Below are 14,248 nucleotides of genomic sequence, written 5' to 3'. Positions count from 1 at the left end.
CTCAGCTGGCTTGAACGCGCCGAAGGCCGCGGTTAGCCTATACAGTGACAGGCGCGACGACGCTGGTCGCAGGCACGCACACAATTGCGGGCGGCCGATTGTTCGATCCCCAGACCAACGAGCCGTTACATTATCTTACAATCACAATCAAACCTGCAAGGATCAACGCGCATCCTAGGAAAAATTTCTGCGACAGGCTTTGTCCGAAGAAGACGCTGTCAAAAATTGCTGCGAACACAAACGCCAGCACGACGAACGGATAGGCCTTAGAAAGGGGCACAAAGGTTAGCACCCACGCCCATAGGACCATCACGCAACCGCTGACGATGATTGCAAGCCAGAATTGCCAGATGGTTAGCAAGGACGTCAACATCCTGACAACGGCCGAATTGCCGCCACCCACCTTGACGAGCACCACTGCGGATTTCAGCAAGATCTGACTCATTGCCAACATCAGCGCCACAAGAACCAATATCAACGTGTTGATTACGGGCGTCATCAATCAAGAATCGCGCTGTCCATGTCGTTTTACAGGCGCAGCTGTGACTTGGCCTGTCAATGGTCGAGACGCGACCTTCGCACCGCCACAAGCCCCCCAATGTCGCCAAGGTAACCTGCTCCAATCGGTGCTAGTGGCCAAGTCAATTGACATAATGTGCAACGCAGATGTCGCCCACACAGCACCGGCGCGCTTGCGGCCCGTGGTGACCCAAGCAGGCCAGTCGTTGCCGCGTTTCGAATTGATCGGGTCTAGGTGAACCGATAAACAACTCCGATGGACGAAACCGACCGCTCACTCTCAATAGTCATTTTCTGCCAGTATTTCTTTCCGGAGAATTTTGGCATCAACACTGTTGCCGCCGACCTCGTCTCGCGCGGCCACCGAGTGACCGTTTTGACGGGTATGCCGAATTACCCTTCGGGGTGTTTTGCAAGCGGGTATGGCGGCTGGAAGGTGCGGCGGGAAATCTACCGGGGCGTGCAGGTCGTGCGAGTTCCGATCATCGCCCGGGGGCAGAACTCCCGGATCAGGCTGGCCCTCAATTATCTGTCCTACGCCATCAGCGCCAGCCTGCTCGCGCCCTTTCTGCTGCGCCGGCGGCCTGACGTATTGCTGGTGTACCAACTCTCGCCTGTCACCATTGCGATGCCCGCTCTCGTCACCCGGGCGATCATGCGGCGCGACCTGTTGTTGTGGGTGCAAGACATCTGGCCGGAAAGCGTGACAGCGACGGCTGCGATCAAGAACCGGTCGGTGCTTGGCGTGCTGCGTTGGCTGGTGCGGCAGATTTATCGCCGGTCGGCGATCATCGCGGTGCAGTCGCCGCACTTTATCGACTTCATCCGCCCACTGGCTCCGCCAGCCGCGGATTTCCGTTATCTGCCGAACACGGTCGATACGTTTTATCGTGCGGTCGAGGTCGCCCCGGACGCCCTTGAGCGTTCGTATTTCAGGCGGGGCTTCACAATCGTTTTCGCCGGCAATCTTGGACTAGCGCAGGATCTCGACAGCATTGTCGGGGCCATCGCGCTGCTGAAAGACCGGCGCGACATCCAGTGGATATTCATCGGCGACGGACAACGGCGCGGCTGGCTTGAAAGCGAGATCCGCGATCGCGGGCTTGCCGACAACGCACAGGTAATCGGCAGCTTCCCGCCCCAGCAGATGCCGGTATTTTTTGCCCTTGCCGACGTACTTCTGATGACGCTGCGCGACGAACCGATTTTTTCGCTGACGGTACCGTCGAAACTGCAATCTTACCTTGCCTGCGGTCGTCCCGTTTTGGGGGCAGTTTCCGGTGCCGCGGCCAAAGCGTTGACGGAGTCTGGCGCGGGCCAAGTGGCACTGCCCGGCAACGCCGGCAGCCTCGCCGAGGCCGCAGTTGCGATGGCGGATATGCCGGTGGAGCAGCGCCGCGCCATGGGCCTAGCGGCGTTAAAATACCACGCCCTCAAATTCGACCGTCATGCTTGGCTTGGCCGGCTGGAGCAGTGGCTGCACGAACTAGCCGACGGCCCAACCTCGTCGTCCGCCTAGCCGTCGATCCCGGAGGGCACCATCTCCTTGGACCAGACTGCCCGATTTACGTAGTCGATATAGCTGGCGATGATGCGAACCACCTTGCGCGACACGTCGGGCGAATCATAGTCGTCCACTAGAATCGTGGGCCGCTTACCCGGCTCGTACTGATCCGTCATAATCTTGACTGACTGGACGACACGCTCTGGTCGCAACCCCGTCATAATCAGGGTCGCGCGGTCCATGCCTTCCGGGCGCTCATGGGCCTCCCGCAAGGTGACGGCGGGAAATCCGAGAATGGACGATTCTTCGGTGATTGTTCCACTGTCGGAAATGACGCAGAAGGCGTTCATCTGCAGCTTGATGTAGCCAAGAAACCCAAACGGTTTGAGAAACTCGATGCGATTGTCGGTGCTGCGATCGGACAGCGCTTCGAGGCGCTTGCGCGTGCGCGGGTGCGTCGAGACGATCAGCCGACGGTCGAACTGTTCGGCCAGCGCCTCCAGGCACTGCAGCAGCCGGCGCAGCTTGGCGGGATCATCAACGTTCTCCTCGCGATGCACGCTGACGACAAGGTATGCGCCACTCTTCAGATTGAGCTGGTCGAGAATATCGGACGCGTTGATGGCGGACCTGTAGTAATCCAGGACCTCGGGCATAGTCGAACCCGTCTTGATGACCCGATCGGACGGAATGCCTTCGGCGATCAGATAGCGCCGCGCGTGTTCGGTCAGCGGCAGGTTGATGTCCGAGAGGTGATCGATGATCTTGCGGTTGACCTCTTCCGGCACGCGCTGGTCGAAACTTCGGTTGCCGGCTTCCATGTGGAAAATCGGAATCTTGCGGCGCTTGGCCGGAATCACCGCGAGGCCCGTATTGGTATCGCCGTAAATCAGAACGGCCTCGGGCTTTTCCCGCTCGAATATCTCGTCTGCCGTGACGATAACTTTTCCGATCGTCTCGGCAGCCGTTTCGCAATTGGCGTTGAGGAAGATGTCGGGACGACGAATGCCGAGCTCCTGGAAAAAGATCTCGTTCAGTTCATAATCAAAATTCTGGCCGGAATGGACAAGGATATGGTCCATGTGCTGGTCCAGCGCGGGGATCACGCGGCTGAGCTTGATAAGCTCGGGTCGCGTACCCACGATGGTCATGACTTTGATGCGCTTCATCTGACCTGCTGTCTGCACGATGGAACCTCTTGTAAATTTGGCCGCTTTTAACAAATCGGGCCACTTAGGCAAATCTGCCGGGGATCGGCTGCCAGCTTTCTATAGCCAGCCCCGTCCCGCAGCCCTATAATCAGCGTCAGCAGCATCCTCCGCCGTATGGTACCCCCTCCACGAATATCGATCGGCCGGCGGTACCCCGGAGTTTCCTGTGAAAATCGTTCTGGTGAATGTCTGGCTGGACGCCGAGCGCGGCGGCGGGACTGCGGAACGAACACGATGGCTGGCCATCTACCTCGCCCGGCTCGGCTGCCAATGTACCGTTGTCACAATGGGCCCCACGTCCTGGCGGGCCGAACTCGCGGCGGCCGGCGTCGAAGTTATGGAGTTGCAGTATGTGTGGCAGCGCTTTCCGATCCCGCTGCTGCCGCTGAAAATGATCCGCCTGTTCCGTGCTGCCGACGTGGTGCAGGTCATGGGTTTCTGGTTTCTGCTGGCCGCCTTGTGCAGCGGCCTTGCGCGCGAGATGGGTAAGCCGCTGGTGCTGTGCCCGGCGGGGTCGCTCACGAAATACGGCCGCTCCGAGCGGCTGAAGCAGCTTTTTTTTCGAACCGTCGGCCGCTGGATGATTCGGACCTCCGTCACCGTTGTCGCCACAACGGAACAGGAAAAGCGGCTGCTAGTCGCCGACTTCGATGTCGAACCGGAAAAGATCTTCGTCTCGCCGAACGGCATTGCGGCTGGCGAAGCGCCCATACGCGCGGCGCCAGTCGCGTCGGATGGACGCTCGATTTTGTTCGTCGGCCGGCTCACTGCGATCAAGGCGCCCGACCTTCTGCTGGAAGCATTTGCCGCGATAGCGGCGGCGATGCCTGACGTAACCCTTGTGATTGCCGGCCCGGATCTCGGCATGCGTCCGCAACTGGAGGCACGGACGGCAGAGCTGGGGCTGCAAAAACGCGTCAACTTTGCCGGGTTCGTCGATGAGACGCAGCGCTCTTTGCTGCTCGGCCAGGCCTCGCTGCTGGCAGTACCCTCGCATTCCGAGGTGATGTCGATGGTCGCGCTTGAGGCCGGTGCAATGGGAGTGCCCGTGTTGCTGACCGACCAATGCGGGTTTGACGAAATTGCAACGATCGGCGGCGGGCGCGTGGTGCCCGTGGACATCGCGGCCTTGTCAGAGGCGATGCGAGAGATGATGTCGGACAATGACGCTCTGGACGCCTCCGGACGGCGGCTTCGCGCCTTCGTTCTGCAGCATTATGACTGGCCAAACGTGGCCGGTGATCTGCTGGCTCATTTTCGACAATTGACGGTGGCATCATAAGGAGCCTGCAGGGGCTCGAAGCTCTCAGTCTAGATCGTATTAGCAGTAGAAACTGCTTCCTTTCACGCATAATCGAATGTAACTAGCCCATTTTGGCATCGATAGGATGCCATCGGAACAATGATGAATCTGGTTTCAGTTGAAGCAAATCGCGAACCGGACCTCAGGATGACTCCAGTCCCTTTGCGGATTGCGATCGTCACGACGGCTGCCCCACCATCGGCAAACGGCCAGGCCCGTGTGCTCGGCCAGATCGTTTCGCCATCGCTGTTTGCACCGCCAATGTTCCTGACCGACCAAATGAGCATCGTCGAACTCGACCAGGCGCACTACGGCGAACATTTTGCATTGGCGCCGCCACGCTTTCAATTGACCACGCGGAGTTGGGGCAAGCTGCTGGGTCGTTTCAACAATAGCGGCGGGCTGCTGCGCAGCGTGTTCGCACGGGCCAGCGAGATCACGAAAATCCTGCAGGACCGCGGTGCCGATGTCGTCGTCGGCTGCAGCGGCAATCCGTTCGATCTGCCGGCCAGCTTTCTCGCAGCGCGCCGGCTTCACATTCCATTTGTCGCCTATCTGTTCGACGATCCCGTCTACCAATGGGAGGGCGGCATTTACCGCAAGATCGCCCGTGTCTCTGAACAGATCTGGGGCCGCGGCGCCTCGCTGCTGATCGGGCCGAACGAAGTTTTGGCAGCCGACGTCAGGAAGCGTCTTCCCCGCGCCGACATCCGCATCGTACGTAACCCCGCCGCCGTGTCGCTTAGCGATCGGCCGGCAAAAACGCACGATGCATCTCAGTCGCAGTGGCGCCTGCTCTACACCGGCTCCGTGTATTCCGCGCAGGCAAGCGCCTTCCACAACTTGGTTGCGGCACTGAACGCGCTGAATGGCCGATTTGCGATCGACATCTACACCGGCCAACACGGGTCTGATCTCGTAACCCGGGACCTAGCGAGCCCTCACGTTAGCGCGCACCCGCAGGCGCTGCACGCCACAGCTGTGGCGATGCAGCAGGCTGCGGATGTGTTGTTCCTGCCGCTCGCATTCGAGTCGCCGATTCCGGAAGTGATTCGCTCCTCCGCGCCCGCAAAGCTCGGCGAATATCTAGCGTCGGGCCGGCCGATCCTGGTGCACGCGCCCGCCGGTTCGTTCATCACCGAGCTGATCCGAGATGCCGATGCCGGGCTGGTCGTCGACACGCCGGATCCGCACAAGCTCGCGGAGGCCCTGAACCGGATCGCCAACGACGAGATCTTGCGCAACCGAATTGTGGCCAATGCCCTGGTGCTTGCGCGCCAGTTCAGCGTCGAGCGCGCCTGCGCGGATTTTGGCGCGACCATCGCCTCCGTCGTCAAACATTGAAACCGATGGCAGCACGCCCCAAAATCCTGTTCGTTGCCATGCACACCAGCGTCCACGCGGCGCGCTGGATCGAACTCGCAGCTCGTCTCGGCTACGACAGTCACGTCTTCCCGATCAATGCGGAAGCGCCGCACCAGAAGCTTGCCGCGGGCGTGACCTTGCACCAGCCGGTATTCCGCGACGCCCCGGCCCCGCTGCAGCCGCCGCCGCAGCTCGACCATCTCGCCCGTGCGTTGCAGTTGTTGCGGCTTGTCGCGACCAACCCGCGCGATGCCGCGCGCCGGATACGTAGCCGGCTGAACAACCGCCCCGCACCCGTCGTCAGCCCGCCGTCGGCAGACTTGGCGAACGACAATCAACTCAAGGTCGTTCCCTTTTTCGTCAACGACGTGCTGCCCGATCTTGCCGGCAGCGACGAGCGGATCAGGCTTGGCCGCGCCAATGAAAGCGATGAGACCGCCTTACGCCTACACGGCCCCGAGGTGCTAGCTGCACTGATTGAAGACTTGAAGCCGGATCTGATCCATTCAATGGAATTTCAGCATGCCGCCTACCTCGTGCTGGCCGCGAAGGATTGCATCAAGGGCAAAATGCCGGCCTGGATGGCGACCAACTGGGGCAGCGACATCTATCATTTCGGCAAGCACCCGGACCACGCGTCGCAAATCCGCCGCGTCTGCGAGGCGATCGACCTATACTCCTGCGAGTGCCATCGAGATCTCACGCTGGGGCGCGAATTCGGCTACCGCGGCCCCGACCTGCCGGTGCTTCCCAATTCCGGCGGCATCGACATCGCGCAGACCGTCAGCCTGCGCGATCCGGCGCCGCCGTCGGCGCGCAAGCTGATCATGGTGAAGGGCTACGACCATTTTGCGGGCCGCGCGATGGTGTCGCTGGCCGTGCTGGAGCGCTTTGCCGCCCAATTGCAGAACCACACCATCGTGCTGTTTTCGGTCGGCGCGCGCCCCCGCGTTCGCGCCCTCGAACTCGCCGCAGAGGGCACCCTCGACATCCGGGTGATCGACTGGGCGACCCACGACGAAATCCTGCAGCAGTTCGGCCTGGCGCGAATGTATCTGGGCATCAGCGCCTCTGATGCCATTTCGACATCGGTGCTGGAAGCGATGGTGATGGGGGCGTTCCCGGTGCAGACCGATACGTCATGCTGTACCGAGTGGTTTATCCCCGACGTTTCGGGATTCGCCGTGCCCGTCGATGATTTCGAGGTGATCTGCGACCGCTTCCAGCGCGCGCTGACCGACGACGCGCTGGTCGATGCGGCCGCCACCATCAATCTGGAGATCATCAAGTCGCGGCTGGCTATCGAGGTGTTCATGCCACGGATGGGCGACTTTTACGCGCAGGCATTGAGCCGCGCCGACAGCGTGGACCGGCGGCCCGTTTCATGAAGGTCCTGCAGATCAACACGTCGGACGTGCTGGGAAGCCGCTTCAACGGCTTCGACATTCGCGGCCTGCTGGCCGAGGAAGGCGTTACGTCTCACCATCTGGTCTGGAATAAGCTCAGCAAGGACCCGGCGTCGAGCCATCTGTTTCCGATCCCCTTCAGCCGTCAGGCGAACGCCGTCCTGAACCGGGTCGAGAGTGCGCTGTCGATCCACGCCCGGCTTCAGATGCAATCCTTTACCGTCCCGCTGCACCGCCGATTTCGCGAGGCGGATCTGGTGCACTATCACATCGTCCATGACGGCTATTTCAGCCTGTCGGCCCTGCCCTGGCTGAGCCGCCTGAAGCCGTCGATCTGGACCGTTCACGACCCCTGGCTGATGACGGGGCATTGCATCTACCCGGTCGGCTGCGAGCGCTGGCGCATCGGATGCGGCGCCTGCCCGCGGCTAGATCTGCCGTTCGCGATGAATCGCGACCGCACGGCCGAAGACTTTAAGTGGAAGCGCGACGTTCTCGACCGGATGAACGTCGACCTGATCGTCGCCTCTGAATCGATGCGACGCATGACCGAAGAATCGCCGATCGCGCAGAGAAAGCCGGTCCACGTCGTTCCGTTCGGCATCAACCTGAAAAAATTCAAGCCGGGCGACGCTGCCGCGGCGCGCAGGCGGCTGGGCGTATCGCCGCATCGGATCGTGATCAGCGTCCGCGCGTTCCCGATGAGCCCGTTCAAGGGATTTGATTATTTCGTCAAGGCGCTGCGGCAACTCGACGATCTCGGCGTTCCGCTGGCGATCATCACGACCCATTCGAAAGGCTATCTCAACGAGTTCATCGGCAAGCACCAGATCATCGAACTCGGCTGGGTGAACGATGAAAACGTCATGCTGGACACCTACCACGCTGCCGACATGTTCGCGATGCCGTCGCCCACCGAGGCATTCGGGATGATGGCGATCGAGGCGATGGCCTGCGGCAAGCCGATCATCGTTTTCGACGAGACATCGCTTCCCGATGTCACCGACGCGCCGCGCGTCGGCGTCGCCGTCCCCAACCGGAATGTCGAAGCCCTCGCCGAGGCCATCCGGATGCTGGCCCTCAACAAGGACGAGCGCATCCGGCGCGGTCTGGCCGGCCGGGTACTCGCCGAGGAGCGGTACGACGAGCGCGTCTTCGCACGACGTCTGGCGGAGCTGTACAAATCGGTCGCTCGCGGTCGGAAAGATAAGTCAGAGCAAATAGCATGAAGACGCTTCTCCTCACCGACATTCCGCCGTCGAGCAATCTGACGGCGGGGATCGTCACCGCGCAGATGTGTCGGGCCGTCGCTCCGGACGAGCTGGCGATCTTCTGCGTCCTGAACCGCCATCTGGCGCCGGATCTCTATCCCGATCTGGCCGCGATTCCGACCAAGACGGTGCACAAGCCCAACGAACTCAACCCGCGAAATCCAAAACTCTTTCCGCTCGATCTGGCACGAACCTATGCTTCCGAGGCGATCCAGCGGCGTGTTGCGATCCCGAAACTGGTGCGGGACGCCGTTGCCTATGGCCGCGAACAGGGCGTCACGTCGGTCTGGGCAATCCTGCAGGGGCAAACCATGGTGCGGATGGCCGGGGACGTCGCCAAAGGCCTGAACGTGCCGCTGCGGGCCCAGGTATGGGATCCGCTTGGCTGGTGGCTGCGCGCGCATGGCGTCGACCGGTTCAACCGCAAGACCGATCTGGCCAAATTCGACGAAACGATGCGCTTGGCGACGAGCTGTGCGGCAGCGTCCTGGGCGATGGCGCGCCAGTATGAAGAACACTACGGCACGCCTTCGCACGTGGTCATCGCCTCGCTGGACGAATCGCTCGCCCACCGGCCGGCGCCGGCGCTGCGCAATTCAGACGAGGTTGTCATCGGCATGGCCGGTCAGTTCTATGCCGAGCAGGAATGGCACGATCTGGTGGCGGCCCTGAACCTGGCGGGATGGCAGATCGGCGGCCGCAAGATCATTGTTCGCGTCGCCGGCCATGCACCTCCGACGACGCAAACCGCCCAGGCCGCAAACATCGAATTTCTGGGGTGGCGGGCGCAGCCCGAATTGATCGATATCCTGTCGACCACGTGCGACATCATGTATTGCCCTTACCCGTTCGCCCCGCAGATGGAAGAAGTCGCCCGTCTCAGTTTCCCTTCCAAGGTCCCGACCTATCTTGCGGCCGGTCGACCGATCCTGTTCCATGGCCCCGATTATGCTTCGCCGGCGCACTATCTGCGCGAGCGCGGCGCCGGGCTGATCTGCCGAACCGGGGAGCCTGCGGATGTCTATAATGCGCTGCTCCAGCTGGTCGAGGACACCGACCTTTATGCCGAACTGGCGGTCGCCGCACAGGCCGCCTTCCAAGCCGATTTCGCCGTGAACAGCATGAGGAAAAATGTCCGGAAATTCCTGGGTTATTCCGATTGAAGATCACACCTCGATACCCCAAAATCGCCGCACTCACATTGGACATCGGTTTCGATTTGGTGCAGAGACAGCCGAACCTGAGCCCACACTATGACAAAAATCCTTATCATTGGCGTGTCCGGCATGCTTGGAAGCACTGCCTATCGCTTCTTCGCGGCCTCGAAGGGCTTCCGCGTAACCGGCACCGCCCGCTCCCTGCGCGAGATCGAAGCGCTGCCGCGGCACGACCATGCGACGATCGTCGGCGGCATCGACGCGACAGATGTTGACTCGATTATCGGGGTGATCGGGACTGAAAAGCCCGATGTCGTCATCAATTGCGTCGGCGTTATCAAGCAATTGGCGTCCTCGAAGTCTTCGCTGACCTCGATCTCGATCAATTCGCTATTCCCCCATCGTCTGGCACTGCTATGCGCGGCTTCGAACGCTCGCCTGATCCAGATCTCCACGGATTGCGTTTTTGCCGGCAACAAGGGAAATTATCGAGAATCCGACATCCCCGACGCCAACGATCTGTACGGACGATCGAAGCTGCTCGGCGAGGTCGACTATCCGTATGCCATCACGCTGCGCACCTCGATCATCGGCCACGAAATCGGTCGCGCGGTTTCCCTTGTCGACTGGTTTCTCAGCCAACCCGGCCCCCGGGTCTCGGGCTACCACCGGGCGATCTACAGCGGTTTTCCGACCATCGAGATGGTCCGGATCATCAGGGACTTCGTTATTCCGAAGCCCGAGTTGCACGGCCTGTGGCACGTCGCTTCCGCGCCCATCAACAAGTTCGACCTGCTCACGCTCGTCAAGGACGTCTACGGGAAGACGATCGAAATCGTTCCCGACGACTCCGTAGTGATCGACCGGTCGCTCGACGGTTCGCGCTTCAACACGGCCACCGGCTACGCTGCCCCGTCCTGGCAGGATCTGGTCACCCGGATGCACGCCGCCCGCTGAAAGCATACGACATTGCAGAAAGCGTGTTTGCACGCTATCGACACGGAGCATTCCTCATGAGGCCAGCACGATGGATTTGAAAGATAAAGTGCTCCTGATCACTGGGGGCACCGGCTCGTTCGGCAACGCTGTTCTGAAACGCTTTCTCAACGAGCAAGTGCGGGAAATCCGCATCTTCAGCCGTGACGAGAAGAAGCAGGAGGACATGCGGATCGCGCTGAAGAACGACAAGTGCAAATTCTACATCGGCGACGTTCGCGAGCCTTCGAGCATTGCTCAGGCCATGCGCGGCGTCGATCTGGTTTTTCACGCCGCCGCCCTGAAGCAGGTGCCGTCGTGCGAGTTCTATCCGCTGGAGGCGGTGCGCACCAACATTCTCGGCGCCGAGAACGTTCTGGATGCGGCCGTGCGCTTCAACGTCGAACGCGTCGTCGTGCTGTCCACCGACAAGGCCGTCTATCCCATCAACGCAATGGGCATGAGCAAGGCTTTGATGGAAAAGTTGACGGTCGCCAAGGCCCGCCTACTGCAGGCCAGCGACCGCACCGTGCTGTGTGCCACGCGCTATGGCAACGTGATGGCGTCGCGCGGATCGGTCATTCCGCTGTTCGTGTCGCAGTTGAAGGCCAACAAGCCGATCACCGTGACCGATCCGAACATGACCCGGTTCCTGATGTCGCTCGACGAGTCCGTGGATCTCGTGCTGTTCGCCTACGCCAACGCCAACCAGGGCGACATCCTGGTTCAGAAGGCGCCGGCCAGCACGGTCGAGACGCTCGCCAAGGCCATCATGGCGGTATTCGAGCGCGAAGTGCCGATCCAGGTCATCGGGACGCGTCACGGTGAAAAGAAGTACGAGTCGCTGGTTTCGCGCGAGGAAATGGCGCGCGCCGACGATCTCGGCCGTTTCTACCGCGTTCCGGCCGATGATCGCGACCTCAACTACAACAAATATTTCGTCGAAGGAGAGCAGCGCATCTCCAGGATGGAAGACTACACCTCGGACAATACCGAACTGCTCGACGTCCGTCAGGTAATGGACGTGCTGCTGAAGTTGGACTTCATCCAGGAAGAGTTGAAGTCCGGCTTCGAATGATGACAGTGCGGTTGAGCGCAAGCTGGCGGGGGTTCACGGCAAGCCCTGCGAGCACGGCGACGGACGCGATGCGATCGACGGCCCATCGAGCCACCCATAGCGTGCGCGCCCGGCATATGAGTGTCGCGTGCTTGACGGGTGCCGCGGCGCCAAAACTGCGCATCTGGGCGTCAGGCATCGGTCGCCTGGATCGTAACTGCGAGTAGTGATGAGCACGCAACATCTGATTTTTCCGGCATTCGAAGCGGACGACTATCCCGAGGGCCCCCGGGTTCTTTTTGTCGGATGGCCCGAGAGCTCCCACACGCACTCCTGGATCAATCTCCTTCAGGACACCGGCATCAATGCACGGCTGTTCGCGTTTCCGTCCACCGTTCCGCCGGAAGATTGGCGCGTTCGAACCTACGTCACGATCAACGCGCCGGACATCGTCAACTCGGAATTTCGCAAGGTAACGATCGCGCCCCCAGATTCGACCGAGGCGTGGCCTCTCGAAAAACTGCTGGCTGCGACGATCCGCGAATGGCGTCCCGACGTCGTACATACGCTGGGCCTGGACTCCGCGTCCTACCTGATGGACCTCGCGCGTGCGGTCGATCCAGGCATCTCAGAGATCTGCCGATGGGTCGTTCAGGTGCGCGGTGGCCCCGATCTTTCGCTTCATCAGCACGATCCCAGCCACCGGCGACGCATCGAAAGCGTCCTGGCGAACTGCGACCACCTGATCGCCGACAATTCCATCAATTATCAAGATGCGATCAAGCTCGGTCTGGCGCCGCACAAGATCGATAGCCCCGGACTGGGCGTCGTCTCCGGTCCGGGCGGACTGGACGTTGCGGCGCTACGCGCGACGTGGTCACTGCCGCCCTCGCAGCGGCCGCGGACCATTCTTTGGCCCAAGACCTATGAGACGATCTCATCGAAGGCGCTGCCGGTGTTCGAGGCGCTTCGCCTGGCCTGGGATCGCATCGCGCCGGTCAACATCGAGATGCTCTGGCTGGTCCAGAGCGACGTGAAGACCTGGTTCGACAAGAGCATGCCTGACCACATCAAGGCGGCCTGCAACATCCACGACCGCCTCGACCGCGACGAAGTGCTGGCGATGTTGCCGAATGCGCGGGTGATGCTCGCGCCTTCCCTGACCGACGGTATCCCGAACTCGATGATGGAAGCGATGGCGCTCGGCGCGTTCCCCATTGTCTCGCCGCTCGACACCATCACGCCCGTCGTCAAGGACGAGCAAAACGTGCTCTTCGCCCGCAATCTCTATCCCGAAGAGATTGCCGAGGCCATCGTGCGGGCCATGCAGGATGACGCCCTCGTCGATGCGGCGGCGGAGCGAAATCTTGCGCTCGTTGAAAAGCTGGCCGACCGCTCGCGCATCCGCACCGACGTCATCGCCTACTATTCGGAAATCGCGTCGATGAACCGCGCCCCTGGTCATCGCTTTGCTCCTTTGGCCCTGGTCCCGCCAAAAAACGCCAGTACTGAAAAGGTTCTGTGCGGCATGTGCGGGCAAGTCGACCTAGTTTCGACCGATCAGGTCGTCGATATCGGCGATTTGATCAAGCGCTGGTCGGATCACGGCGTCGTTTTCAGCACCGAAACCCTCACCAGCTACACTGCCGAGCGGATTGGCTCGATCCGGCTTTTCGCCTGTCCGTCTTGCGGATTTGGACAATACCGCCCGATCGTTGTCGGCAACGCCGACTTCTATGCGGCCATTGGCAAGGTCGATTATTACACCGGCAGCAAATGGGAGTTCGAGCGTTCGATCGAACTGATCCGGAACCACGGCGCTCGCAGCGTGATCGATGTCGGCTGTGGATCCGGTTTTTTCCTCGATCACTTGCGCAATGCGATGCCGTCGGTAAAGGCGATGGGAATCGAGATCAATGCTTCCGCGGCCGACGCCGCGCGGTCGCGCGGCCACCGGCTCGAAATCCTCGACTGGGTGAAGGACGATTTTGCCATTGTCGACTTGCCGAAAGCCGACGTCGTGGTTTGCCACCAGGTCCTTGAGCACATCAAGAACCCCCTTCGCCTGCTGCAGGCGATCCAGTCGATGCTGACCGAAAACGGGCTGGCGATCATCTCGACACCCGACGCCGCGGGCCTGGTCGCGGCCTATCCGGATGCCCTGACGGAGCAGCCGCCACACCACGTCACCAAATGGAGCGATGGCGTTTTCCGCGCTGCCCTCCCCCGCGTCGGCCTGGAACTCGACGCGATCGAGCACGAGCCGCTACCTGATTACCTCTATGGCGGCTACCTTCCGGTCGTATGGAAAGCCAACGGCTGGCCAGCCCAATTGGGGCGAGCGGCCGCCCGGGTGGCCGATCTCCCCGATGGGGGAATGGACTGGTTCAGCAAGGTTTTGGAACGCAGTGGAACGCGTTACATTCACGGGGTGGGTGGACACACGGTCCTGGTAACCGCTCGCGCAGCGAGATAATCGG

At 61.2% G+C, this 14,248-nt stretch carries 11 protein-coding genes; 9 read left to right on the top strand and 2 right to left on the bottom strand.

Features of this window, described 5'->3' with window-relative positions:
• Positions 1–130: 130 nt before the first annotated feature.
• A complete protein-coding gene (locus tag AC1RLZ_RS27700; protein ID WP_493191254.1) occupies positions 131–499 on the bottom strand; it encodes a DMT family transporter in 369 nt (122 codons plus the stop codon).
• 276 nt (positions 500–775) lie between these two features.
• Here AC1RLZ_RS27700 and AC1RLZ_RS27695 point away from each other — a divergent pair, with 276 nt between their 5' ends.
• Positions 776–2,038, top strand: coding sequence for a glycosyltransferase family 4 protein (locus AC1RLZ_RS27695; RefSeq protein ID WP_493191253.1), 1,263 nt, complete (start codon positions 776–778; stop codon positions 2,036–2,038).
• Here the strand turns inward: AC1RLZ_RS27695 and wecB are convergent.
• Positions 2,035–3,192, bottom strand: a complete 1,158-nt coding sequence (gene wecB / locus AC1RLZ_RS27690) for a non-hydrolyzing UDP-N-acetylglucosamine 2-epimerase (RefSeq protein ID WP_493191272.1) — start codon at positions 3,190–3,192, stop codon at positions 2,035–2,037. The two genes, AC1RLZ_RS27695 and wecB, sit on opposite strands and share 4 nt — an antisense overlap.
• Before the next feature lie 208 nt (positions 3,193–3,400).
• Between wecB and AC1RLZ_RS27685 the strand changes: the two genes are divergently transcribed.
• From AC1RLZ_RS27685 to AC1RLZ_RS27650, 8 genes are all read left to right on the top strand, one after another.
• Positions 3,401–4,516 (top strand): glycosyltransferase, encoded by a 1,116-nt coding sequence (locus tag AC1RLZ_RS27685; protein ID WP_493191252.1) that lies wholly within the window; start codon positions 3,401–3,403, stop codon positions 4,514–4,516.
• A 168-nt stretch (positions 4,517–4,684) separates the two neighbouring features.
• Complete coding sequence (locus tag AC1RLZ_RS27680; protein WP_493191251.1) at positions 4,685–5,881, top strand: glycosyltransferase; 1,197 nt, start codon at positions 4,685–4,687, stop codon at positions 5,879–5,881.
• A 242-nt stretch (positions 5,882–6,123) separates the two neighbouring features.
• Positions 6,124–7,290, top strand: a complete 1,167-nt coding sequence (locus AC1RLZ_RS27675; RefSeq protein ID WP_493191250.1) for a glycosyltransferase — start codon at positions 6,124–6,126, stop codon at positions 7,288–7,290.
• Positions 7,287–8,537, top strand: coding sequence for a glycosyltransferase (locus tag AC1RLZ_RS27670; RefSeq protein ID WP_493191249.1), 1,251 nt, complete (start codon positions 7,287–7,289; stop codon positions 8,535–8,537). Before AC1RLZ_RS27675 ends, AC1RLZ_RS27670 begins: the two co-directional genes overlap by 4 nt.
• Positions 8,534–9,742: a glycosyltransferase gene (locus tag AC1RLZ_RS27665; RefSeq protein ID WP_493191248.1), complete on the top strand. Its 1,209-nt coding sequence runs from the start codon at positions 8,534–8,536 to the stop codon at positions 9,740–9,742. Before AC1RLZ_RS27670 ends, AC1RLZ_RS27665 begins: the two co-directional genes overlap by 4 nt.
• Positions 9,743–9,832: 90 nt before the next feature.
• Positions 9,833–10,693 (top strand): dTDP-4-dehydrorhamnose reductase family protein, encoded by an 861-nt coding sequence (locus AC1RLZ_RS27660; protein ID WP_493191247.1) that lies wholly within the window; start codon positions 9,833–9,835, stop codon positions 10,691–10,693.
• 70 nt (positions 10,694–10,763) lie between these two features.
• Complete coding sequence (locus AC1RLZ_RS27655; protein ID WP_493191246.1) at positions 10,764–11,789, top strand: polysaccharide biosynthesis protein; 1,026 nt, start codon at positions 10,764–10,766, stop codon at positions 11,787–11,789.
• Positions 11,790–11,997: 208 nt separating this feature from the next.
• The gene (locus tag AC1RLZ_RS27650) at positions 11,998–14,244 is read left to right on the top strand and encodes a methyltransferase domain-containing protein (protein WP_493191271.1); all 2,247 of its coding nucleotides are present in this window, start codon (positions 11,998–12,000) and stop codon (positions 14,242–14,244) included.
• Positions 14,245–14,248: the final 4 nt, after the last annotated feature.

It is taken from the genome of Tardiphaga sp. GW822-FHT04G09 (assembly GCF_058800725.1).
The sequence above is the reverse complement of the archived record's forward strand: the minus strand, read 5'-3'. Positions and strand labels throughout refer to the sequence as shown.

Coding starts and splice junctions, on each gene's coding strand:
- AC1RLZ_RS27700 (WP_493191254.1), bottom strand. CDS start 499: ATGACGCCCGTAATCAACACGTTGATATTGGTTCTTGTGGCGCTGATG.
- AC1RLZ_RS27695 (WP_493191253.1), top strand. CDS start 776: ATGGACGAAACCGACCGCTCACTCTCAATAGTCATTTTCTGCCAGTAT.
- wecB (WP_493191272.1), bottom strand. CDS start 3,192: ATGAAGCGCATCAAAGTCATGACCATCGTGGGTACGCGACCCGAGCTT.
- AC1RLZ_RS27680 (WP_493191251.1), top strand. CDS start 4,685: ATGACTCCAGTCCCTTTGCGGATTGCGATCGTCACGACGGCTGCCCCA.
- AC1RLZ_RS27670 (WP_493191249.1), top strand. CDS start 7,287: ATGAAGGTCCTGCAGATCAACACGTCGGACGTGCTGGGAAGCCGCTTC.
- AC1RLZ_RS27665 (WP_493191248.1), top strand. CDS start 8,534: ATGAAGACGCTTCTCCTCACCGACATTCCGCCGTCGAGCAATCTGACG.
- AC1RLZ_RS27660 (WP_493191247.1), top strand. CDS start 9,833: ATGACAAAAATCCTTATCATTGGCGTGTCCGGCATGCTTGGAAGCACT.
- AC1RLZ_RS27655 (WP_493191246.1), top strand. CDS start 10,764: ATGGATTTGAAAGATAAAGTGCTCCTGATCACTGGGGGCACCGGCTCG.
- AC1RLZ_RS27650 (WP_493191271.1), top strand. CDS start 11,998: ATGAGCACGCAACATCTGATTTTTCCGGCATTCGAAGCGGACGACTAT.